The organism is Pseudomonas sp. microsymbiont 2 (genome assembly GCF_054788395.1).
Window position 1 is genome coordinate 4,082,713 of record NZ_CM139112.1, and the last position, 21,943, is coordinate 4,104,655.

The 21,943-nt window shown below is 65.7% G+C and carries 21 protein-coding genes; 8 read left to right on the forward strand and 13 right to left on the reverse strand.

The genetic code is table 11. The annotated features are described in order from the left end of the window. The first annotated feature begins 8 nt into the window (after window positions 1-8). The 3 genes from ACYUME_RS18275 (at window position 9) to ACYUME_RS18285 (ending at window position 3,021) form a co-directional block, all read left to right on the forward strand. Complete coding sequence (locus tag ACYUME_RS18275) at window positions 9-884, forward strand: urea transporter (protein ID WP_460416170.1); 876 nt, start codon at window positions 9-11, stop codon at window positions 882-884. Window positions 885-929: 45 nt separating this feature from the next. Continuing rightward, window positions 930-1,766 (forward strand): ion transporter, encoded by an 837-nt coding sequence (locus ACYUME_RS18280; RefSeq protein ID WP_279884170.1) that lies wholly within the window; start codon window positions 930-932, stop codon window positions 1,764-1,766. 256 nt (window positions 1,767-2,022) lie between these two features. Beyond that, complete coding sequence (locus tag ACYUME_RS18285) at window positions 2,023-3,021, forward strand: sulfate ABC transporter substrate-binding protein (protein WP_279884172.1); 999 nt, start codon at window positions 2,023-2,025, stop codon at window positions 3,019-3,021. Window positions 3,022-3,181: 160 nt separating this feature from the next. Here ACYUME_RS18285 and ACYUME_RS18290 read toward each other — a convergent pair whose 3' ends face one another. Beyond that, window positions 3,182-4,111 (reverse strand): class I SAM-dependent methyltransferase, encoded by a 930-nt coding sequence (locus ACYUME_RS18290; protein WP_460416172.1) that lies wholly within the window; start codon window positions 4,109-4,111, stop codon window positions 3,182-3,184. Window positions 4,112-4,275: 164 nt separating this feature from the next. Here ACYUME_RS18290 and ACYUME_RS18295 point away from each other — a divergent pair, with 164 nt between their 5' ends. Continuing rightward, window positions 4,276-4,908 (forward strand): DsbA family oxidoreductase, encoded by a 633-nt coding sequence (locus tag ACYUME_RS18295; protein WP_460416173.1) that lies wholly within the window; start codon window positions 4,276-4,278, stop codon window positions 4,906-4,908. Here ACYUME_RS18295 and ACYUME_RS18300 read toward each other — a convergent pair. The 12 genes from ACYUME_RS18300 to ccmA form a co-directional block, all read right to left on the reverse strand. Continuing rightward, a complete protein-coding gene (locus ACYUME_RS18300) occupies window positions 4,901-5,689 on the reverse strand; it encodes a PhzF family phenazine biosynthesis protein (protein ID WP_460416175.1) in 789 nt (262 codons plus the stop codon). The genes ACYUME_RS18295 and ACYUME_RS18300 overlap by 8 nt on opposite strands. A 52-nt stretch (window positions 5,690-5,741) precedes the next feature. Beyond that, window positions 5,742-6,680: a 2-hydroxyacid dehydrogenase gene (locus ACYUME_RS18305; protein ID WP_460416177.1), complete on the reverse strand. Its 939-nt coding sequence runs from the start codon at window positions 6,678-6,680 to the stop codon at window positions 5,742-5,744. Between the two features lie 76 nt (window positions 6,681-6,756). Beyond that, window positions 6,757-7,182: a hypothetical protein gene (locus ACYUME_RS18310; RefSeq protein ID WP_460416179.1), complete on the reverse strand. Its 426-nt coding sequence runs from the start codon at window positions 7,180-7,182 to the stop codon at window positions 6,757-6,759. A 13-nt stretch (window positions 7,183-7,195) separates the two neighbouring features. Further along, window positions 7,196-8,383 (reverse strand): c-type cytochrome biogenesis protein CcmI, encoded by a 1,188-nt coding sequence (gene ccmI, locus ACYUME_RS18315; RefSeq protein WP_460416180.1) that lies wholly within the window; start codon window positions 8,381-8,383, stop codon window positions 7,196-7,198. Beyond that, window positions 8,376-8,852, reverse strand: a complete 477-nt coding sequence (locus ACYUME_RS18320; RefSeq protein ID WP_460416182.1) for a cytochrome c-type biogenesis protein — start codon at window positions 8,850-8,852, stop codon at window positions 8,376-8,378. The genes ccmI and ACYUME_RS18320 overlap by 8 nt, the downstream gene beginning before the upstream one ends. Next, window positions 8,849-9,385: a DsbE family thiol:disulfide interchange protein gene (locus tag ACYUME_RS18325; protein WP_460416183.1), complete on the reverse strand. Its 537-nt coding sequence runs from the start codon at window positions 9,383-9,385 to the stop codon at window positions 8,849-8,851. Before ACYUME_RS18325 ends, ACYUME_RS18320 begins: the two co-directional genes overlap by 4 nt. Continuing rightward, complete coding sequence (locus ACYUME_RS18330) at window positions 9,382-11,355, reverse strand: heme lyase CcmF/NrfE family subunit (protein WP_279884221.1); 1,974 nt, start codon at window positions 11,353-11,355, stop codon at window positions 9,382-9,384. The genes ACYUME_RS18325 and ACYUME_RS18330 overlap by 4 nt, the downstream gene beginning before the upstream one ends. An 11-nt stretch (window positions 11,356-11,366) precedes the next feature. Continuing rightward, window positions 11,367-11,822 (reverse strand): cytochrome c maturation protein CcmE, encoded by a 456-nt coding sequence (ccmE, locus tag ACYUME_RS18335; protein WP_279884187.1) that lies wholly within the window; start codon window positions 11,820-11,822, stop codon window positions 11,367-11,369. Next, window positions 11,819-11,995 (reverse strand): heme exporter protein CcmD, encoded by a 177-nt coding sequence (gene ccmD / locus ACYUME_RS18340; protein ID WP_011534872.1) that lies wholly within the window; start codon window positions 11,993-11,995, stop codon window positions 11,819-11,821. The genes ccmE and ccmD overlap by 4 nt, the downstream gene beginning before the upstream one ends. Further along, window positions 11,992-12,759 (reverse strand): heme ABC transporter permease, encoded by a 768-nt coding sequence (locus ACYUME_RS18345; RefSeq protein ID WP_279884189.1) that lies wholly within the window; start codon window positions 12,757-12,759, stop codon window positions 11,992-11,994. The genes ccmD and ACYUME_RS18345 overlap by 4 nt, the downstream gene beginning before the upstream one ends. Before the next feature lie 46 nt (window positions 12,760-12,805). Beyond that, a complete protein-coding gene (gene ccmB / locus ACYUME_RS18350) occupies window positions 12,806-13,474 on the reverse strand; it encodes a heme exporter protein CcmB (protein WP_134693825.1) in 669 nt (222 codons plus the stop codon). Beyond that, entirely contained in the window at window positions 13,471-14,103 is a 633-nt protein-coding gene (gene ccmA / locus ACYUME_RS18355; protein WP_460416184.1) for a cytochrome c biogenesis heme-transporting ATPase CcmA, read from the reverse strand. The genes ccmB and ccmA overlap by 4 nt, the downstream gene beginning before the upstream one ends. 243 nt (window positions 14,104-14,346) lie before the next feature. Here ccmA and fliK point away from each other — a divergent pair, with 243 nt between their 5' ends. The 4 genes from fliK to ACYUME_RS18375 all read left to right on the forward strand — a co-directional run bounded on the left by fliK (window position 14,347) and on the right by ACYUME_RS18375 (window position 21,881). Further along, entirely contained in the window at window positions 14,347-15,915 is a 1,569-nt protein-coding gene (fliK, locus tag ACYUME_RS18360) for a flagellar hook-length control protein FliK (protein ID WP_460416186.1), read from the forward strand. Then, window positions 15,912-16,244, forward strand: a complete 333-nt coding sequence (locus ACYUME_RS18365) for an EscU/YscU/HrcU family type III secretion system export apparatus switch protein (protein WP_460416189.1) — start codon at window positions 15,912-15,914, stop codon at window positions 16,242-16,244. The genes fliK and ACYUME_RS18365 overlap by 4 nt, the downstream gene beginning before the upstream one ends. A 110-nt stretch (window positions 16,245-16,354) precedes the next feature. After that, window positions 16,355-19,033: a dermonecrotic toxin domain-containing protein gene (locus tag ACYUME_RS18370; protein WP_460416191.1), complete on the forward strand. Its 2,679-nt coding sequence runs from the start codon at window positions 16,355-16,357 to the stop codon at window positions 19,031-19,033. A gap of 118 nt (window positions 19,034-19,151) precedes the next feature. After that, window positions 19,152-21,881, forward strand: coding sequence for a dermonecrotic toxin domain-containing protein (locus ACYUME_RS18375; RefSeq protein ID WP_460416193.1), 2,730 nt, complete (start codon window positions 19,152-19,154; stop codon window positions 21,879-21,881). The last annotated feature ends 62 nt before the right edge of the window (window positions 21,882-21,943 follow it).

Here is a 21,943-nt window from a genome sequence, read left to right on the forward strand (position 1 = left end):
GACTGCCCATGTACACCAAGAACTTCGTCAACCCGTGCCCCGACTGGGCCACGGCTTTGCTCAACGGTTTCAGCCAGGTGCTGCTGCTGCGCAACCCCCTGTGCGGCCTGTGCTGCCTGCTGGCCATCCTGCTGACCGCGCCGAACCTGGTCGGCGGCGCCCTGCTCGGCGCCCTCGCCGGCCTGCTCACCGCCCAGCGCCGAGGCTACGATCGCGCCGACCGGCAAGCCGGGCTGTACTGCTACAACGGCGTGCTGATCGGCATCCTGATCAGCGCCGTGCTGCCCTGGTCGGCCATCCTGCCGCCGCTGATCCTCGCCGCCGGCGGCCTGTCGAGCATGCTCACCCACCAGTGGCGCAAGCGTGGCGGCAAGCTGCTGATCGCCTATACCGCACCGTTCGTGCTGCTCGGCTGGGCCGCCCTGCTGCTGGCCGAGCCATCGGCCAGTGGCCCGGTCGCAGCCGACCCGGTGTACGCCCTGCTGCGCGGCGTCGGGCAGATCTTCCTGCTCGACAAGCCCATGGCCGGCCTGCTGATCGTGGTTGGCATGTACATCGCCAACCCCTATGCCGCCACCTGGGCAGTGATCGGTTCGGCGCTCGGTGGCGGTATCGCGCTGCTGGCCGGTGAAACGCACGCCGCCTGGCTGGGACTGTACGGTTTCAATGCCACCCTGGCGGCGCTGGCCTTCAGTCGCCAGGGCGAGAGGCCCTGGGTGACATTGCTCGCCATCGCCTGCGCCCTGCTGCTGCAGCCGCTGTTCAACCTGCTGCCGATCGCCGGGCTCACCGCGCCTTTCGTCACGGCTTGCTGGCTGATGCACCTGGGCAATCATCTGGCCCAGCTCAACCAACGCCGTAACGCCCCTCGCTTGCACAGCTGAAACGCAGCCCCTAGGCTCTGCCCATTCGCACAATGGAACGCGCCCATGGATAACCCCTCGAGCCTGCGCGAGCGGCTCTACGTCATCGTCTTCCAGACCGACACCGTCGCTGGCAGGCGCTTCGACAAGATTCTCCTGCTGATCATTCTCGCCAGCCTGGTCACGGTGATCCTGGACAGCATCGACGAGGTCCACCAGGGCTACGCCGGCCTGCTGGCCGGCATAGAGTGGGGTTTCACGGCGATCTTCCTCGCCGAGTACATCACCCGCCTGTACTGCTCGCCCAAGCCCCTGCGCTATGCCTTCAGTTTTTACGGGCTGGTCGACCTGCTGGCCATCGTGCCGGGCATCCTGGCCCTGTACTACAGCGACGCGCAGTACCTGCTAATCATCCGTGTGGTCCGCATGCTGCGCATCTTCCGCGTGCTCAAGCTCAGCCCCTACCTGAAACAGGCCCACTACCTGCTGGCGGCATTGCAGGGCAGCAAGCAGAAGATCATCGTGTTCCTGGTCAGCGTGTCGACCCTGGTCACCGTGTTCGGCACCCTGATGTACGTGATCGAAGGCCCCGAGCACGGCTTCACCAGCATCCCCAAGGGCATCTACTGGGCGATCGTCACCCTGACTACCGTGGGCTTCGGCGATATCGTGCCCAAGACCCCGCTGGGGCAGGTGCTGTCATCGCTGGTGATGATCACCGGTTATTCGATCATCGCCGTGCCCACCGGGATCTTCACCGCCGAACTGGCCAATGCCCTGCGTGGGGAACAGTTGCAGCACGATTGCCCGACGTGCGCCAAGCAGCATCACGAACATGGCGCGGCATTCTGTTCGCGCTGTGGCAATGCGTTGTTTCCCAAACAACCGGCACAGGACCTGTAGGAGCGGCCTTGCCGAGGCGTCGGACCGGTCGGAAAGGGGCGCGTAGCGGCCCCAGGACTTGTGGTCGACGCAAGATTGCTGGGGCTGCTTTGCAGCCCTTTCGCGACACAAGGCCGCTCCTACAGGGGACGTAAGCGTCTGGCAGTCTTGCGCCAGGCATAACCAAAGACTGTTTTGTTCTTTAACCCGCGCGAAACCACCCGCTATAGTCGCTGGCAAATCGCCAACCCTTTGAACCAGAACAAGGAATGCCCCAGTGAAAAAACTCTTCAGCGCCTCGCTGCTTGCCGCGGGCCTGGCCCTGGGCAACCTCGCCCAGGCCGCGCCGACCCTGCTCAACGTCTCCTACGACGTGATGCGCGACTTCTACAAGGACTACAACCCAGCTTTCCAGAAGCACTGGGAGAAAGAGCACAACGAGAAGGTCAACCTGCAGATGTCCTTCGGCGGCTCGAGCAAGCAGGCACGCGCGGTGATCGATGGCCTGCCGGCCGACGTGATCACCATGAACATGGCCACTGACATCAATGCCCTGGCCGACAACGGCAAGCTGGTGCCGGACAACTGGGTGACCCGCCTGCCGAACAACAGCGCGCCGTTCACCTCGGCCACCGTGTTCATCGTGCGCAAGGGCAACCCCAAGGCGCTGAAGGACTGGCCGGACCTGCTCAAGGACGGCGTGCAGGTGATCGTGCCCAACCCCAAGACCTCGGGTAACGGCCGCTACACCTACCTCTCGGCCTGGGGTTACGTGCTCAAGCAAGGCGGTGACGAGGCCAAGGCCCGCGACTTCGTCGGCAAGCTGTTCAAGCAGGCGCCGGTGCTCGACACCGGTGGCCGCGCCGCCACCACCACCTTCATGACCAACCAGATCGGCGACGTGCTGGTGACCTTCGAGAACGAGGCCGAGATGATCGCCCGCGAGTTCGGCCGCGACCAGTTCGAAGTGGTCTACCCGAGCGTGTCGGCCGAGGCCGAGCCGCCGGTGAGCGTGGTCGACAAGGTGGTGGCCAAGAAAGGCACCCAGGCCGTGGCCGAGGAATACCTCAAGTACCTGTGGTCGCCGCAGGCCCAGGAGATCGCCGCGAACAACTACCTGCGCCCACGTGATGCCAGCGTGCTGGCCAAGTACACCGACCGCTTCCCGAAAGTCGACTTCCTGTCGGTGGAAAAGACCTTCGGCGACTGGCGCACCGTGCAGAAGACCCACTTCAACGACGGTGGCGTGTTCGACCAGATCTACACCAACAAGTAACCGCCGCTCTCAGGGTCAGACCTGAGGGAGCGGTTCTGTGGTAGCGGCTCGTGGGAGCGGGCTTGCCCCGCGATAGAGCCAGCCCAGGCAACACTGTCGTTGCCTCCGTCGCCATCGCGGGGCAAGCCCGCTCCCACGCACCTTCCAGTATCAATAAGGGTCAGGCCTGCTGGCGGAAAACCAGGGCTTTGAGCCCACCCTGCGGATCCGCATCGGGAAACTCCGGCGGATTCTCCAGCCGCTCGACGAACACCAGTCCCGGCGCCTGCTCGGCCATGCCATCGATGAGAAACTGCGGCCCGATCCCCGGATCGTTGACGCATGCCAGCACCGTGCCGCCTTCGTTCAGCAACTCCGGCAAACGACGGAGGATCTTGGCGTAGTCCTGGGTCAGCACGAAGCTGCCGCGCTGGAAGGTCGGCGGATCGATGATGATCAAGTCATATGGCCCGTACTTGCGCACCTTGCCCCACGACTTGAACAGCTCATGCCCCAGGTACGCGACCCGCGAGGCGTCATGGCCATTGAGCCGGTGATTGTCGCGGCCCCGCGACAACGCCGACTTGGCCATGTCCAGGTTGACCACCTGCTCGGCGCCACCGGCGATCGCCGCCACCGAGAAGCCACAGGTATAGGCGAACAGGTTCAGCACACGCTTGCCGGCCGCCTGCTCACGCACCCAGCGCCGACCGTAACGCATGTCGAGGAACAGGCCGTTGTTCTGGCGCACGCCCAGGTCGAGCAGGTACTTCAGGCCATCTTCGACCACTTCGCGCTGCTGGCAAGGTTCTCCCAGCAACCACTGGCCGGGGCTATCGGGCAGGTAGCGATGCTGCAGGAGGATCGCCTGGCCAGCCCATTGCGGGCGTTCGGCCAGGGCACGCAGCATGGCTTCGAGTTCCGCCAGCTGGCCTGCAGGCGGCTCGCGGAACAACGCCACCGACAGCACACCGTCGAGCCAGTCGACGGTGATCTGCTCCAGTCCTGGCCAGCAGCGGCCACGGCCATGGAACAGGCGGCGCGTTTCCACTGGCGTGGGGTCGAGGGCGGCGAGCAGGTGCTGCTCGAGGGAGGCGATGGCTGAGGTCATGTCGGCTACGGTCAGGCAAAAGAACGCCATTCTACCCGCTCAGGCCGGCGTCCGACCGCCATCGATGAAGGGAATGGGTGGGTTTGCCGCATTTTTGTCGCTTTTCTTGCTCGCGGTTCGCCAGGGATAGTGAGCCATCGCATTCAGCATCAAGGAACCCATCCATGCCTGCCCTCAAGATCGAATTCTTCCACGATGTCGTCTGTGGCTGGTGCTTCGTTCTCGCCCCAAGGCTCAGGCAGTTGCAGGAGGAACTGGACCTGGATATCCAGCACCGTACCTTCATCCTGCAGACCAGCCGCGACGCGATGATCGAGCGCTTCGGCTCGATGCCCCAGGCCAAGCAGACCATTCTCGATCACTGGCGCGCCTGCGCCCAGGCCGAGGACGTCAAGCGCATCGATATCGAAGGCATGCGCCGACAAAGCTTCGAGTACCCCTCCGGGCTGCTGGCCGGCCTGGCATGCCAGGCAGCCACCGCGCTGGCCGGTAACGAAGGCCACGGGCGGATGTTCGATCGCCTGCAGGAGGCCCATCTGGTGCAAAGCCGCAACATCGGCGATCACGACACGGTGCTGAGCATCGCCGCCGAGGCGGGCTTCGACCCACGGGCCTTCGCCCTGGCCTTCCACGACCAGGCACCACAGCTGCTCGACCAGGCGCTCACCCGCGGCGAGCGCCTGGGCATCACCTCGGTGCCCAGCCTGGTCATCGAGGATCGCTACCTGCTAGCCGGCGCCCTGGACCTCGATGCCCTGCGCAGCGCCATCGCCCAGGTTCGCAACGGCGTCAGATGAAGATGCTGCCGCGCAAGTACAACGCACCCCGCCCACTGATGATCACCCGGCCGTTGCCCGGTACCTCGCAGTGCAACTGGCCCTTGCGTGCCCCGCCCTGCTCGCAGTTCAAGCGGCGCTGACCCAGGCGCTCGGCCCAGTACGGCGCGAGCGAGGTGTGCGCCGAACCTGTGACCGGGTCCTCGTTGACGCCCACCCGTGGCCCGAACCAACGGCTCACGAAGTCGAAGCCGCGCCCCGGCGCCGTTACCGCGATGCCCCGCACAGCGAACGCGGACAAGGCCACGAAGTCCGGCTTCAGCGAATCGAGCTGCGCGGCATCATCGATCACCAGCATGTGATCGTCGGTCCGGTACAACGCCCTGGCCTCGTGCAGGCCCAGGGCCGCCAGCAACCCAGGCTCCATCGCCACGGCAACCGGTTGCTTGGCCGGGAAGTCCATGGCCAGCAGGCCATCGTCCGAGCGACTGACCCGTAATTCACCGCTGCGGGTGTTGAAGCGCAGCACCTCGGCACGCTCACCCAGTTGCTCGAACAGCACCCAGGCGGCCGCCAGCGTCGCGTGGCCGCACAGGTCGACCTCCACTGCCGGGGTGAACCAGCGCAGGTCGAAACCCTCGCCGTTGCGTACGAAGTAGGCGGTCTCGGACAGGTTGTTCTCTTCAGCGATGCGCTGCAGCACATCGTCGGCCAGCCAGCGCTCCAGCGGGATCACGGCGGCAGGGTTGCCACCGAACGGCGTGGCGGAAAAGGCATCGACCTGGAATATCTCGAGTTGCATGCAAAAGGCTCCTCAATGCCCGGCACGGCGCCGGGCAGGTATCGAAAAAGGATCAGGTCCGCACCGGCGTCAGCACCGGCTCGCCGGCGAAGAACGCCTGCAGGTTGCGCAGCACCAGGGTGACAGTATCCCGCGCAGCCTCCGGCGACTGCCCCGCCACATGGGGCGTGAGCACGGTGTTGCCCAGCCGCTTGAGCGCATCGGGCACGGCGGGTTCGTCATCGAACACATCCAGCGCCGCCCCTGCTATTACGCCTTGCTGCAAGGCGTCGACCAGGGCCTGGGTATCGACGACGCTGGCACGGGCGATATTGACCAGGTAGCCCTCGGCCCCCAGCGCTTCGAGCACCCTGGCATCCACCAGGTGCCGAGTGCCAGGGCCTCCAGGCGTGGCGACCACCAGGATGTCCACGGCATCGGCCAGGTGCAGCGGGCTGTCGTACCAGGTGTAGGGCACCTCGGCACGCGGGGCTCGGCTGTGATAGCTGACGTTCATGTCGAAGCCCAAGGTCGCGCGCCGGGCGATGGCCTGGCCGACAGCGCCCAGACCGATGATCCCTAAGCGCTTGCCGCTCACCGATGGGCTGATCACCCGGTTCCACTCACCCCGGCGCGTGCTGGCATCGGCCTTGGGAATATCACGCAGCAGCGCCAGCAGCAAAGCCATGGCATGGTCGGCCACGGGGCCAGCGTTGGCGCCAGCGCCGTTGGTGACGGTGATGCCGCGCGCGGCAGCGGCGGCCAGGTCGACCTGCTCGTAGCCGGCGCCAATCACGCAGATGATCCGCAGCTTGCTCAAGGTGTCGATTTCCGCAGCGCTCAGACCCAGCGGGCCACGGGTGAGGACCGCATCGATCTCGTCGGCATGACGGGCGATGGCGTCGGCACGCATTTGTGGCGACGGGGCACGGATCAGGCGATAACCGGCCTGTTCCAATATCGGCAGATAGTCATCGACGGTTTCCACCAGCACCAGGACTGTCTTGCTCATGCCACCCTCCGATTGAATGCGAAGGGGGATTATGCCAGCTGCGGGCGTCGCCGGCCCTATCGCGGGGCAACGGCAATTATTGTCCGAACGCCCTGCCCAGCCCGCCTGGCACACCACTGCTGTCGGTTTCCTGCCAGGGTCCGTTGGGGCTCAACGACCAGCTCCAGCCATTGTTCCAACGGTAGTAGGTACGTTGGCGATAGAACGTGTTGGGCTGCTTCTCCAGCACATACACGCCCAGCTTCGGATCCCAGTGGCTGGCGCCGCCGGGCGGCGGTGCGAAGCTGGCGGAAGTCCGTGGCATGGGCTTGGGAATGGCCGCCGGCTTGCTCGGCTGGGGTCCAGGCTGGCCGCCCGGCAGCGGCTTGACCACCGGCCCCTGGTGGGGCGGCGGCGTGGTCTCGATCGGCGGCAACGGTTCACGCTCCGCTGGCTGGTGCACCGTACACGCGGACAGACCCAAGGCCAGGGTGATCAGGGTCAGGCGGACGGTGCTGTTCATGACGGTTGCTCTCTTATGTATCGGGGCTGTCGATGGTCAGGTGCTGGGTGGCCTGGGTGGCGGTGGCCAACGGAGCACTCTGGCCCTTCCACTCGCCACGGGTCGGCACGCCGGCGCGCGAGACGCGGGCAACCAGTTGGACTTCGGCGAAGTCCGACAGTTTCATCTGCGGCATCATCGCGTCGGCATCGGACAGCTCCACCTCGATCGGCAACTGCGCCACGGTCACTCGCTTGGCCGCCACCGGCATGGGCGGACCTTTGCTGGCGCGGGCGAAGATGAACACCGTGTCGTCCGGGCGCACCTTGTCCTTGAGCGCCGCGGCCAGCTCGACCCGCACCTTCAGACGCGCCACTTCGACGACCTTGCCGCCGCCGGCCTTGAGCTTGTCGGCTGCGCGGTCGATACCACCCTGCAGCGCGGCGCGGGACGCATCGCCTTCGGGCAGTTGCGCCAGCAGGCGTTGCCAGTAGTCGATGGCTTCCTGGTAACGCTCGCCCTCGAAGGCGGCGATACCGCGCAGGCCCAGGCTGGTGACTTCCCGCGGATCGGCCTTGAGGGCCTCGTCGGTAAGGGCCTGCACCTGCGCCGACCACTGCTTGTCGGCGGCAAAGTACAGCGATTGCGCCCATTGCCCGAGCAACTCGGGTTGGCGCCCGGCCAGCTTCACGGCGCGCTCGAAGGCCTTGGCCGCATCCGCCGGCCGCTGCTCGGCCATGTAGGCCCGGCCCAGGAAGTACAGGCCTTCGGCCGAGTCCGGCTGGGCCTGCACCGCGCGTTCCAGGCGCGTCGTCATCTCTTCCATCGATCGCGGTGCGTTGGCGAACTCCTGGGTCAGCTCGACTTTGTCCGCCGCGCCAAAGTGCAGGTACAGGCCCAGGGCCATGGCCGGCACCAGAACCGCCGCCAGCACCGGCACGGCCTTGCCCAGGCGCCCCTGGCGCGTAGCCTCGCTGCGCTCGGTGTCAGCCAGCAGCTCGCGAGCGGCTTCGTCGCGGCCCTTGGCCAGTTGCTCGCTGTCGAGCACACCGGCCGCCTGCTGCGCGGTCAGTTCGGCGACACGCTCCTCGTAGAGCGCGACATTGAGTGCGGTACGGTCCTGTTCGGCCTGCTGGTGGCGATGCCCCCGCAGGATCGGCAGCAGCAGGAAAGCCAGGGCGGCGAGCAGCAACAGGCCCGCGCTGAGCCAGAATTCAGTCATGGGTGCGTTCTTTATCCAGCAGTTTGGCGAGACGTTCGCGTTCGTCGGCGGACAGTTCGGGGGTGCCGGCCACGGCCTGGCTGCGGCGACGGCGGACGATCACCGCAAGCACCACGAAGCCTGCGGCCAGCAGGATCCCGGGACCGAACCAGAGCAGCCAGGTGCGCCCGCTGAGCGCCGGCTTGTAGCGCACGAAGTCGCCATAGCGATCGACCATGAAGTCGACGATCTGCTGATTGCTCTTGCCCTCGCCCAGCATGCGGAAGATCTCGCGGCGCAGGTCGGCGGCGATCGGGGCGTTGGAGTCGGCGATATCCTGGTTCTGGCACTTGGGGCAACGCAGTTCCTTGGTCAGTTGCTGGTAGCGCTCACGCTCGGCGTCATCACGGAACTGGTAGGTATCGATGGCCGCCTTGGCCACACTGGCCAGGCTCAGGCCGAGCACGGCGGCCGCCAGCCAGCGCCTCATGGCCGGGCCTCGTCGACCAGGCCCTGGTACAGCGGCGCCAGCTGTTCGCGCCAGACCGTGGAATCGACCACGCCCACGTGCTTGTAGCGAATGATGCCCTTGGCGTCGATCAGGAAGGTTTCCGGCGCGCCGTACACGCCCAGGTCCAGGCCCAGCGAACCTTGCTGGTCGGCGATGTTGAGCTGGTACGGGTTGTGGAACTCGGCCAGCCACTTCAGCGCAGCGGCGTTGTCGTCCTTGTAGTTGACCCCATGGATCACCACGCCCTGCTCGGCCAGCTGGTTCAGGTACGGGTGCTCGACCTTGCACGACGGGCACCAGGTGCCCCACACGTTGACCAGCGCCGGGCGGCCGATCAGGTCGGCCTGGGTCAGCGTGCGGTCGCCCTGCACCGTGCTCAGCGAAAACGCCGGGAACGGCTTGCCGATCATCGCCGAAGGCAGTTCGTCGGGTTTGAGGAACAACCCCTTGTAGAGAAAGACCGCCACCAGCAGGAACACCGCCAGTGGCACCACCATGATCCAACGCTTCATGCAGTCGCTCCAGACACGCCCAGGGCCTCACGCACCCGGGTCTTGACCTTGACGCGGTAGCGTCGGTCGAGGGCCGCCAGCAGGCCGCCCAGGCCGGTCAGCAGACCGCCCAGCCAGATCCAGCGGACATAAGGTTTGATATGCACCCGCACGGCCCAGGCGCCATTTTCCAGCGGCTCGCCCAGGGCGACGTACAGGTCGCGGGTGAAGCCGGCGTCGATGCCAGCCTCGGTCATCATCGACTGCTGCACCGTGTAGAGGCGCTTCTCCGGGTGCAGCACCGAGACTTCACGACCGTCGCGCGAGACTCGGATGGTGCCCTTGTCGGAAATGAAGTTCGGCCCCTCGAAATGCTTGGCGCCTTCGAACAGGAAGTGATAACCGCCCAGCTCGACACTTTCGCCCGGCGCCATGCGCAGGTCGCGCTCAGCGCTGTTGTTGCTCGACAGGACGACGCCCAGCGCGCACACCACCAGGCCCAGGTGCGCCAGGTGCATGCCCCAGTAGCTGCGGCCGAGGCCGCCCAGGCCCTTGAGCAGCCCCTTGTGGCGAGTCTTGTCGAGAATATCGCGCACGCCACCGAGCACCACCCAGGCGGCCAGGGCGAACACGCTCAGGGCCGGCCAGTCGAAGTCGTCGACGATCAAGCCGGCGACCGGCGCCAGCACCGCGCTGCCGATCAGCACCGGAGTCAGCATGCCCGCCAGCCACTTGCCGGGGGTGTCTTTCCAGCGCACCACCACGCCCACGCCGAGTACCACCATCAGCAGGGCCATCAGCGGCAGGAACAACGCGTCGAAGTACGGCGGACCAACCGACAGCTTGGCCCCGGTCAGGGCATCGAGCACCAGCGGGTAGAGGGTGCCGAGCAGGATCATCGACGCGGCCACCACCAGCACCAGGTTATTGGCCAGCAGCAGGGTCTCGCGCGACCACAGGGCAAAGCCCACCTGGCTCTTGACCACAGGCGCGCGCAGGGCGAACAAGGTCAGCGAACCGCCGACCACGAACAACAGGAAGATCAGGATGAACACGCCACGGGACGGGTCGGCGGCGAACGCATGCACCGAGGTCAGCACGCCGGAGCGCACCAGGAAGGTCCCCAGCAGGCTCAGGGAGAACGCGGCAATGGCCAACAGCACGGTCCAGCTCTTGAACACCCCGCGCTTTTCGGTGACCGCCAGCGAGTGGATCAGCGCGGTGCCCACCAGCCAGGGCATGAACGAGGCGTTCTCGACCGGGTCCCAGAACCACCAGCCGCCCCAGCCCAGCTCGTAGTAGGCCCACCAGGAGCCGAGGGTGATGCCCACGCCGAGGAACGCCCAGGCGACGATGGTCCAGGGCCGCGACCAGCGCGCCCAGGCCGCGTCCAGGCGCCCGCCCAGCAACGCGGCGATGGCAAAGGCGAAGGCCACCGAGAAGCCCACGTAGCCCATGTACAGCATCGGCGGGTGGACGATCAGGCCGAAGTCCTGCAACAGCGGGTTGAGGTCGCGGCCATCGCCCGGCACCTGTGGCAACAGGCGCTGGAACGGGTTGGAGGTGATGATCAGGAAGCTCAGGAAGCCCACGCTGATCATGCCCATCACCGCCAGCACCCGGGCCAGCATCACCTGCGGCAGCTGGCGCGAGAAGACCGACACGGCGAAGGTCCAGCCGCCGAGGATCAGCGCCCACAGCAGCAGCGAGCCTTCGTGCGCGCCCCACACGGCGCTGAACTTGTAGTACCAGGGCAAGGCGCTGTTGGAGTTGCTGGCGACATACGCGACCGAGAAATTGTCGGTCATGAAGGCATGGGTCAGGCAGGCGAAGGCGAAGGCCAGGAAGGCGAACTGCCCCCAGGCGGCCGGCCGCGCCAGGCCCATCCACAGGCTGTCGCCACGCCAGGCGCCGAGCAGCGGCACGGTGGCCTGCACGGCGGCGAAGCAGATCGCCAGGATCATCGCCAGTTGGCCCAGTTCGGGGATCACCAGGGCCGCATTCATGGTTTGACTCCTGCGTCGCTGGCGGCCTGGCCGCTTTCCTTCAGGGCCTTGGTGACTTCCGGCGGCATGTATTTCTCATCGTGCTTGGCCAGCACCTCGTCGGCCACCACCACACCGTCGGCGTTGAGCTTGCCAAGGGCGACGATGCCCTGCCCTTCGCGGAACAGGTCGGGAAGGATGCCGCGGTAGGTGATCGGCACCGACTTGCTGTAGTCGGTGACCACGAAGCGCACGTCGAGCGAATCGGCAGAGCGCTGCACCGAGCCTTTCTCGACCATGCCGCCGGCGCGGATGCGGGTGTCCAGCGGCGCCTCGCCGTTGGCGATCTGGGTCGGGGTGTAGAACAGGTTGATGTTCTGCTGCAGCGCGCTCAGGGCGAAGCCCACGGCGACGCCGACACCGGCCAGCAGGCCGAGGATGATGAACAGGCGTTTCTTGCGCTGCGGATTCACGGTTTGCTCTCCCGGCGCAGACGACGCGCCTCTTCTTGCAGGTAGCGGCGACGGGCCAGCAGGGGTGCGGCGACATTGAGCGCCAGCACCGCCAGGCAGATACCGTAGGCCGACCAGACGTACAGGCCATGGTGACCCATGGCGAGAAAATCACTGAACGACGCGAAACTCATCGTGCCACCTCCCGTGCGAGCTGGCCCAGCACCTCATCCTTGACCCAGCTGGCGCGCGCCTCGCGCTTGAGCACTTCCAGGCGCATGCGCAGCAGCAGCACGGCGCCGAAGAAGCAGTAGAAGCCCAGCGCGGTGAGCAGCAGCGGCAGCCACATCTCGGCCGGCATGGCCGGTTTTTCGGTCAGGGTGAAGGTGGCGCCCTGGTGCAGCGTGTTCCACCACTCCACCGAATACTTGATGATCGGGATGTTCACCACGCCGACGATCGCCAGCACCGCACAGGCCTTGGCCGCACTGTCGCGGTTACTGATGGCCTGGCCCAGGGCGATGATGCCGAAATACAGGAACAGCAGGATGAGCATGGAGGTCAGGCGCGCATCCCAGACCCACCAGCTGCCCCAGGTGGGCTTGCCCCAGATCGCCCCGGTGACCAGCGCCACCGCGGTCATCCAGGCGCCGATGGGCGCGGCGCACTGCAGGGCGACATCGGCCAGTTTCATCTTCCACACCAGGCCCACCACCCCGGCCACGGCCAGCAGCACGTAGCACGACTGCGCCAGCATCGCCGCCGGCACGTGGATATAGATGATGCGGAAGCTGTTGCCCTGCTGGTAGTCCTGGGGCGCGAAGGCCAGGCCCCAGACGATGCCGACCAGCAGCAGCAGGATGGCGGAAACGGTCAGCCATGGCAGCATGCGGCCGCTGATGGCATAGAACCATTTGGGGGAGCCCAGTTTGTGGAACCACGTCCAGCTAATTTTCATCAGGGTACATCCAGGGTATTGGCCGGGCTGCGATGCCCGGGACTCGTTATTCGCCGACGCTGATCTTCAGCCCGGCCGCGATCGCAAAGGGTGCCAGTGTCACTGCCAGGGCCGTCAGGCTGGCGAGCCAGAGCAGATGGCCGGTGGCCGGCATATTCTGCAACGCCGCCTGCAACGCACCACTGCCCAGGATCAATACAGGGATATACAACGGCAGAATCAGCAATGCCAGCAGCAGACCGCCGCGCTTGAGACCGACCGTCAGCGCCGCGCCCACCGCGCCCAGCAGGCTCAGCACCGGCGTGCCCAGCAGCAAGGACGCGAGCAGCACCGGCAGGCAGCTGGCCGGCAGGCCGAGCATCAAGGCCAGCAGCGGCGCCAACAATACCAGCGCCAGGCCGGAAAAGATCCAGTGTGCCAGCACCTTGGCCAGCACCAGCATGGCCAGCGGGTGCGGTGACAGCACCCACTGCTCCAGCGAGCCGTCCTCGAAATCGCTGCGAAACAGCCCGTCCAGCGACAGCAGCACCGCCAGCAAGGCCGCGACCCAGACCAGCCCAGGCGACAAGGTTTGCAACAATTGCGTCTCGGGGCCGACCGCCAACGGGAACAGGGCGACGACGATGGCAAAGAACACCAGCGGGTTGGCCAGCTCCGCGGGGCGACGGAACAGCAGGCGCGCCTCACGGCGCAGCAGCAGAAGGAACACGCTCATGCCGTCCACTGCCCCAGGTTCAGCTCGCGGTAGCCGCCAGGCTTGCGTTCGAGCGTGTGATGGGTGGTCAGCACCACGGTACCGCCCTGCTCGCAATGCGCCGCCAGGTGCGCCTCGAGCTGGGCGACGCCTTGCTTGTCCAAGGCAGTGAAGGGTTCGTCGAGAATCCACAGCGGCGGGCTGTCCAGGTACAGACGGGCCAAGGCGACCCGGCGTTGCTGGCCAGCCGACAGCGTGTGGCAAGGAACGTCCTCGAAACCGCGCAAGCCGACCGCCGCGAGCGCCTGCCAGATCGCGTCGCGGCTGGCAGGCTGGTGCAGGGCGCAAAGCCAGGCGAGGTTTTCTTCAGCGCTGAGCAGGTCCTTGATACCGGCGGCGTGGCCGATCCACAACAGGATGCTGGCCAGCGCATGGCGCTGTTCGGCCAAAGGCTGGCCGCCCAGCAGGATCTGCCCGGCGGTGGGTTGCATCAGACCGGCCAGCAGGCGCAGCAGGCTGGTCTTGCCACTGCCGTTGGGGCCGGCGATCTGCAGCATGTCGCCGGGCTGCAGTTCGAAGTGCAGGTGCTCGAACAGCAGTCGCCAGTCGCGCTCGCAGGCCAGGCCCACGGCTTGGAGGTGAAGGGTCACGGTTTTGCCTTATGCGGTTGGGCTCATGTCCGCTGTCGCCTGCTTCGCGGGTAAACCCGCTCCCACAGGGATCATGCCGAACCTGTGGGAGCGGGTTTACCCGCGAAGCAGATGACACTGACGCTGAGCCTTGTGTCTCAAGTCGCCCTCGGTCCTGCCGTTATACTGGCAGTCAGGCGCGCGGCATTATTACACGCACTGCCGCGCTGCCAAGAGGGCTGGTCCGACAGGTTGTATACAATCATGACTGAAATCAATAGTCTCGCCGCACAAACCGCGGTAAGCCCCCAGGCGACGCGGGCCGCCATGACCGGCGAACTGCTGCGTCTGCTGCAGGCCCAGCCTGGCCTGCTGGCACCCGGCGAAACGGCGAACGCCGAAGTCGTGACGCTGCGCCAGGTCGGCCAGGACTTCCAGATGCTGCTGCGGCTCACCCAGGCCAACGGCAACCAGACCCAGCTACTGACCAGTGCCAGCCAGCCCATGCTCCCCGGCAGTCAGATCACCGTCAGCCAGACCGAAGGTAGCCGCCTGGCGGTCATGGTGCAGCAGGTCAACGCCAGCAATGTCGCGGTGCTCACCCAACTGGACAGCCGCCAGATGCCGGTGGGCACCTTGCTGCAGGGCAAGGTGCTGACCAGCCAGGCGCTAGCGCAGCCCTCCGGCGAGCCGGCCAGTTTCCGCTCCCTGGTCAGCCTGCTCAACAGCAGTCAGGCGGGCGCCACCCTGGCCATCGACAGCCCGCGTCGACTCGCCGTCGGCAGCCTGCTCAGTGCCCTGGTACAGGCCGATCAATCGCTGCGCTTCGTGCCCCTGAGCGGCCGTAAGGACCAACTGGCCATCACTCAGCACCTGTCATCCCAGCAGAACCAGCAGGCATCGTTGTCGGGCGTGCTCGATGCCCTTCAGCGGGTCGCCAGCGCTCCGGATGCCAGTTCCGAGTTGCGCGCCAGCGCCCAACGCCTGCTCGCCAGCCTGCCGGAAGCTCGCCAACTGGGCGAGCCCAGGAGCCTGGCTCAGGCGTTCAACGACAGTGGTTCGTTCCTGGAGTCCAAGCTGCTTGGCGGGCTGACCAGCGGCGTCGCTCCCGACCTCAAGGCCCAATTGATCAGGCTGATGGCCCAGGCCTCGCCCAGCGGGTCCGCTCATCCGCCGTTGACCCCAGCGCTGACCACCGGCGCCCTCGCCCAGGCCATGCCCGGCCTGGCGCGCAGTGCCCTGGGCATGCTCGGCCAGGTCAGCCCGCGCCCGCAGCCCAGCGCGTTCCCGCTGCCCTCACGCCTGCTGCAGATGCTGGAAAGCGAAAGCGACCTGCAGCAACTGCTGCGCCTGGCCGCGGCCGCCATCTCGCGTCTGCAGAGTCACGCGCTGTCGAGCCTGCAACAGAGCGGCACCCTGGACAACGGCAACCAGCAGACCACCTGGCAGACCGAGATTCCCGTACGCCACGGTCAGGAGTTCGTGCCGTTGCAGGTCAAGTTGCAGCGCGAGGAAACACCGAAGCAGCAGGCCGACCGTGAGCGCGAACAGCACGATCCGCTGGAAGCCCTGTGGCGCATCGAGCTGGCCTTCGACCTCTCGCCCCTGGGCCCTCTGCAGGTCCAGGCACAACTGCTGCAGGGCAAGCTCTGCGGCCAACTCTGGGCACAGCAGGAAAGCACCGCCCGCCTGATCGACAGCCAACTGGGCAATCTGCGCGATCGTCTGCTGGCCCGGGGCCTGGATGTCGGCGACCTGGAGTGCCATCCCGGCATCCCCCCGCAAGGCCCACGCACTCGCCTCGAACAACGCTGGGTGGACGAAACCGCATGAAGCACAAGCCACCGCGCCAGGCCATCGCCCTGAGCTACGACGGCCAACAGGCCCCGACCTTGAGCGCCAAGGGCGACGACGAGCTGGCTGAGGCCATCCTCGCCATCGCCCGCGAGCACGAAGTGCCGATCTACGAGAACCCCGAGCTGGTACGCTTGCTGGCGCGCCTGGAGTTGGGCGAGCAGATTCCCGAAGCGTTGTACCTGACCATTGCCGAGATCATCGCCTTCGCCTGGCAGCTGCGTGGGCGGGTGCCGGTGGGCTTCCAGGATTCGCCGCCCGAGGAACGTGATATCACGCCTGAGCTGTTGTATCTGCCAAAGCAATAACTAGTGCCACGGCCTGGCCATCGTCCCCGACCCTTGAGGGCTCCACGCATTCAAGGGTCGAACCCATGATCGAATCCCCCTCAGCAGCCATCGCACTCGCGAGTGCGGCATTGAACGATTTCCCCCAACCCGTCCCGCTCGCCCGGCAGGCCCTGTCCGACTGGCTGAAAACGCACACCATCGCCCTCGCACCGGACGACATCGACGTCGTGACCCTGCACTACCAGTTCGAGCCACTGGGCGAAGGGCGCAAGCACTACAGGGAGCAGGCCGTGATCAGCCGTCGCCTCGGGCTGGTGCAGGCCATGCTGAGCAACTGGCAGGGCGAGACGGCCGAGGGCTATGCCGGCCTGCATGTCGGCGACTGGGCCGGGCTGGCGCCCATGGGGGCTCTGACGCTGGTCGAGCGGCTGCAAGCGCCCGGCCCGTTCGAGAACAGCAGCGGCTACCTGATCTTCAATGGCCTGTACCAACGTACCTCGCCGTTACGCCTGGCACCCGACACGCGATTGCCCGCCAGGGCCGAGGACTTCCAGGCGTTCGTCTGGGGCCAGCATTTCAACGAACACTTCAAGCAAAGCCTGGATAGCTACTGGCGCAACAACCAGGCCCTGTACCAACGCGCCCTGAAGATCGCCATGATCACCGCCTGCAACCGCCAGGTGGCCGCTGGCAGCCTGTCGCAAGCCGCGCAACGGTTGATCTGGCAGGCAGCGGGACTGCTGCCGGACGAATACGAGCACGTTCAACGGCGCATGTTGAATGTGTACGGCTATGTCTCCAGCGCCATCGTCTGCCTGAGCGACACACACAGCGGCCTGACCGTGCTCTACATTCCCGGTAACTCGTCGCCGCTGCACGAGTTCGCCAGTGCCTCGGCGATGAAGACCTGGTTCGCCGTCCAGTGCCGTACGCCTGATCGCCGCCAGGCCCTGCTGAACGCCTTCAACCCGGCCGACCGCCCGGACGGCCTCGATTACAGCGGCCTGGAAACCGCCTTGACCGGGCTGGCGCGGTACCCACAGGCCCATCGCTTCTCGGTCGATCACAGCGGCTTCGCCACCAGTGGCATCTGGCGCCCGGACGACATGATCAACTATCGGGCCGACCACTACAGCCCGGTCATTCACGGCGACCTGTTCGTGACCCTGGCCGAGCATATGAAGACCCGCTCCTATCAGGACGCCGACAATCAGATCACCAGCAACGCTCAGGTCGAGGAAGCTCGCCTGCGCGGTTACGTGCGCAGCAGCCTCAACCTGCTGGCCCCCATCGCCGTCATTGTCCCGGGGCTGGCGCCATTGCTGGCAGTGGGCGGCCTGCTGGAGTTCGCCATGGGGCTGGAGCAGGTGATCGACGGCAAGACCCTGGAGGCCAAGGTCCAGGGCGTCCAGGACCAGGTGTTCGGCCTGCTCAATGCCTTGCCCGTCATTCATTCGATGCTGCCCGGCGTACCGAAGGTGTTCGCCTTCCGGCGTCCCGGCTTCATTCCTGTCCGCACCTTGCTCGAAGCGCGGGAAGGAGCGCCGAACGAGGTCGAGGGGTTCGAACTGGCCTTTCGCGACGAACAAACGCTCAGGCCTGTGTCTGGCCATGCCCTGCAATACCTGCTGACACGCGTGGACAGCGCCCTGCAGCATCGCTTTTATGCGTTGATCCATGACGATGGAGAGCTGACGCAGTCGCAGGTGGAGTATGAGCTCGCCAGCGACAGCTTCACCAAGCAAGGTGAAAGCCGTCTGCGCGAGCCACGCCGCTATGTCGTCCCGGACGACGGCGGACCGGGGCTGGTCAGGCTCAAGGCGTCTAACCGGCAAGTAACTGACGCTGACCGCACGCGCACTCTCCAGGCACTGGGCATCCGCGTCGAACTCCCCCTAGACTTCACATCGCTCGATGCACTCAAGCGCACCGCCATCCCGCGCCATCTGTTCAGCTTGTGGGTCGGCGACCAGGTGATCGGGCAACCCTACCTCGCCGCCATCGCCCACAACGCCAAGATCCTGCAGGGAAGCGCCGTGCCATACCGACTGTACCTCTCGAGCCGGTCCTCCAGTGTCTATGCGCAAAGTGTGGCGCTGCTCGCGGCACATGCGCCGGGTCTCAGCGTTCTGCCCCTGGAAAAGCAATCCTTCTACCTGGAGTTTCTCGGCAGCCCCTACTTCAGCCAGTTCAACGCCGCCATCGAGGGCAACGGCGGCGTGGCGACGAACTTCAGCTCGGCCAGCGACATCTTGCGCTATCGCGTCCTCAAGCGCCTGGGCGGCCTGTACATCGACGCCGACGACATGCTGCACCCGGCAACCAAAGCTGCGCTGAGCGCGCCCGTGATCTCGCTGCCGCTGGAAACCACGCACGACGGACTGCTGCTCAGCCCGCCGGTCTCCAACGACCAACTGGGCATGTACATCCAGTACAACACCAGCCTGATCGGCAGCCATCCAGGCAACCCGACGCTGGATGCCATCTCCGAGGAAATCTTCCAGCGCTTCACCCGGGCCAGGACCTTCTACGATCAGCGCCCCGACCACCAGTCCGATCCCCAGGCCTTCCTCGACTATGCCCGGCAGCTGAACCGGCTGACCGGCCCTGGCGTGCTCAATGACGTGATCGACCGAACACTACCCTGGCTCAAGCAACTGCGCGAAGCCTGCAACCTGATGGTCTCCCCGGTTATCGACGGCGCACGCCATCTCAGCATCCGGCAGTTGAACCTGCTGTACGACCAGTACCTGCCACTCAACCATGTCGCCGGCACCGGCCACGCGCACAGCTGGTACCAGACCTGAGGCCGTGGGCCAGGCGGCGCGCCCTGCCCCACTTGGCCCACGACAGACTTATGTACCACCGCCCGGTCCACCGGCATGACACTTTGGGGCTTTCCACCGCCCTCAAGAGTGCATGTCCATGAACCGACAATCCAACCATGCGAAAGCCAGACGATACCTCAGTGATCACCTGGCGACCTTTCCACGTCCGGACCAGGAAGCCGCCGAAGCCATCCGCAAGTGGGGCAAGGAGCGGAGCATGGACCTCGATCCCGACAACACCCTGGCGGCCACGCTGCACTACCGCTCGGACGGTGCCCACGGCTGGGTCGGTATCGTCGCCGGGCAGCTGACCCTGGCCCAGGCAGTGCTGGGTGACTGGCAAGGCGAATCGGCCAATGACGTGATCGGCGACCTGCTCGGCGGCCCCTGGGCCGGCCAGCTACCGGCCTCGGGTATCCGCGTGGTCGCCAGGCTCGACGCCCGCAGCCCCTGGCAACCCCGCGCCGAAGATGCCATCTTCAATGGCCTGTTCAAGCGCACTACGCCGCAACGCTATGACGCCACCACGCACCTGCCTGTTTCGGCGGAGGACTTCCAGTCGTTCGTGTGGCACCTGGATTTTCGCGAGCGCTACAAGGCCACGCTGGAACGCTATTGGAAAGATGGCCTGGAACACTATCGTCTGGCGGCGAAAACCAGCTTCATCGCGGCCTGCAACAAGCAGGTCAGCGAAGGCAGCCTGAGCGATACCGGCCGCCGCCTGGCCTGGCAGGCGGCGGGCATCGCCAAGCGCTCGCCGGGCTATCAGGCGCGGGCGATGAACATCTATGGCTATGCGTCCACCGACCTGGTGCTGATCAGCGAATCCAGCGACGGTCCGGTGCTGCTGTACATGCCCGGCAACTCATCGCCGCTGCACGAGTTCACCGACCGCAAGGCGCTCAGAGCCTGGGTCGGCAGGCAATGCCGCAATACCGACACCCGTGAGGCGTTACGCCGTCACTTCGCGCTCGCCGACACCCCGGACGGGCTGGATTTCAGCGGCCTGGACACTGCCCTGGAAGGCCTGGGCGTGTACCCGGCGATTCATCGCCTGCCGCCCAACCGCCCCGGATTCACCACCAATGGGGCATGGCCTGCGCAAATCTATGTCAACTACCGTCCCACCAAGTACAACCCCGCACTCAAAGGCGATCTGTTCCTGGCCCTGGCCAGACGTCAGCAACAACGCAGCCTCGCCGATGCGGACTTCCTCATCACCAGCAACCGCGACGTGCTCAAGGCCAGGTGGCGTGGCTATCTGGTCTCGACCATCAACATGCTCGCGCCTCTGATGTTCGTCCTGCCGGAGCTCGCACCACTGTTCGCGCTGGCTGGCGCGGCGCAATTCGGCCTCGGACTCGACCAGGTGATCAATGGCAAGAACGCCGAGGAGAAGGCCGAAGGCGTATCGAATACCACCTACGGGCTGCTCAATGCTGCCCCGCTGCTCGTGGAAGGGGTGGCCAAGGCGAAAGTGCTGTTCCGCATCAAGAGCGATAACTTCGTGGTACCGAGCCGCATCAACGACCAGTTGGGCTACCCGCTGAGCCCGGTTTCCCCGCCCCACCTTCCGGACATCGACGTGGCGGAATTCTTCCACGACTCCGACGCCATCGCACCACTGCCCGGGGGCGATCCCGCGGTGGCCGGCGCGGTCGTTCGGGTACCGCGCTACGATGGCGGCCACGACATGCTCACCGCCTCCGTCGGAGGCTACAACGCCGATATGGTGTATGACATGGAGCGCGACGCATTTCTTTTCGACGCCGATCTCAACGAAGTCGACCCTACGTACTACATCGCACGAGCCGGTCAGCGAGACCTCGATCCCGTGGATCCAGGTACGCGACCGGTCAGCAACACCATGCGCGAAAGCACCCTGCGGGCGATGGGCATCGACCTGAACCTGCCCTTCGAACTGCCGCAGGTAGCTGCGGAGGGCTTGCTGCCCATACCCAAGAAAATCACCTGCCTGTGGGTAGGTGATCACGTCATCGATGCCAGTCTGTTGGAAAACCTCTCCCTGAATGCACAACGCCTTCAAGGTAGCGCGTACCAGTTGCGCCTGTACCTCACCAATGCGCTGCCGGCAGTCTATGAAGAGAACGTGCGGCTGCTGGCGGCTTCAGCCCCCGGCCTCAGCGTCCTGCCACTGGAAGAGCAGGCCTTTTTCCAGGCGTTTCGTCAAAGCACCTCGTTCGAACAGTACCAGGCGGCGCTGGACGGCAACGGCGGCGTCGCGCGCAATTACGCTTCAGCCTCGGATGTGCTGCGCTACCCGATGCTGGCCCACGAGGGCGGCATCTACATGGACATGGACGACACCTTGCTGGCCGCCCATGCCGATGGCAGCGGTGCGGCGATCGACACGGTGGATCTGCGTGCCACCCAGGATGGACTGCTGATCCCACCGCCCATGCGCAACGAAAAGCTGCGCATGAATTGCCAGTTCAACACCAGCCTGATCGGCAGCCACGCGGGTAATCCGACGCTGGCGGCCATTTCCGAGGAAATGCGCGTTCGTTTCCTCGCGGGAAGGGACTTCTATGACGCCAAGCCAAGCCTCGCGGATGATCTGGAGGGGTTCTATCGCTATGCTGGCCGCCTCAGCAGGCTCACCGGCCCCGCCTTGGTCACGGACATCATCGACCGTCAGTGGCCTGCGCTGCGTAACCTGCGCCATGCCGTCAATCTGCTCAGCATCCCGCAGATCAATGCGCGACAGTTCATCGATATAGAAGCCCTGGCACAGGCGCTCCGCGATCAACTGCCGCTCAACCGCATTGCCCGCGTGGGTCGCTTTCATTCGTGGGCGCGAACCTGAGCCCAACGCGAAAACCGATACAGCCAGATGAAAAAGGCGACCATTCGGTCGCCTTGCCACGC

Bases quoted from the DNA above. Each gene is read 5' to 3' on its own strand.
- ACYUME_RS18375 (WP_460416193.1), top strand. From the start codon at position 19,152: ATGAACCGACAATCCAACCATGCGAAAGCCAGACGATACCTCAGTGAT.
- ccmD (WP_011534872.1), bottom strand. From the start codon at position 11,995: ATGAGTTTCGCGTCGTTCAGTGATTTTCTCGCCATGGGTCACCATGGC.
- ccmB (WP_134693825.1), bottom strand. From the start codon at position 13,474: ATGAGCGTGTTCCTTCTGCTGCTGCGCCGTGAGGCGCGCCTGCTGTTC.
- ACYUME_RS18345 (WP_279884189.1), bottom strand. From the start codon at position 12,759: ATGAAAATTAGCTGGACGTGGTTCCACAAACTGGGCTCCCCCAAATGG.
- ACYUME_RS18290 (WP_460416172.1), bottom strand. From the start codon at position 4,111: ATGACCTCAGCCATCGCCTCCCTCGAGCAGCACCTGCTCGCCGCCCTC.
- ACYUME_RS18305 (WP_460416177.1), bottom strand. From the start codon at position 6,680: ATGAGCAAGACAGTCCTGGTGCTGGTGGAAACCGTCGATGACTATCTG.
- ACYUME_RS18365 (WP_460416189.1), top strand. From the start codon at position 15,912: ATGAAGCACAAGCCACCGCGCCAGGCCATCGCCCTGAGCTACGACGGC.
- ACYUME_RS18310 (WP_460416179.1), bottom strand. From the start codon at position 7,182: ATGAACAGCACCGTCCGCCTGACCCTGATCACCCTGGCCTTGGGTCTG.
- ACYUME_RS18280 (WP_279884170.1), top strand. From the start codon at position 930: ATGGATAACCCCTCGAGCCTGCGCGAGCGGCTCTACGTCATCGTCTTC.
- ACYUME_RS18275 (WP_460416170.1), top strand. From the start codon at position 9: ATGTACACCAAGAACTTCGTCAACCCGTGCCCCGACTGGGCCACGGCT.
- ACYUME_RS18325 (WP_460416183.1), bottom strand. From the start codon at position 9,385: ATGAAGCGTTGGATCATGGTGGTGCCACTGGCGGTGTTCCTGCTGGTG.
- ACYUME_RS18295 (WP_460416173.1), top strand. From the start codon at position 4,276: ATGCCTGCCCTCAAGATCGAATTCTTCCACGATGTCGTCTGTGGCTGG.
- fliK (WP_460416186.1), top strand. From the start codon at position 14,347: ATGACTGAAATCAATAGTCTCGCCGCACAAACCGCGGTAAGCCCCCAG.
- ACYUME_RS18320 (WP_460416182.1), bottom strand. From the start codon at position 8,852: ATGAGGCGCTGGCTGGCGGCCGCCGTGCTCGGCCTGAGCCTGGCCAGT.
- ACYUME_RS18300 (WP_460416175.1), bottom strand. From the start codon at position 5,689: ATGCAACTCGAGATATTCCAGGTCGATGCCTTTTCCGCCACGCCGTTC.
- ccmI (WP_460416180.1), bottom strand. From the start codon at position 8,383: ATGACTGAATTCTGGCTCAGCGCGGGCCTGTTGCTGCTCGCCGCCCTG.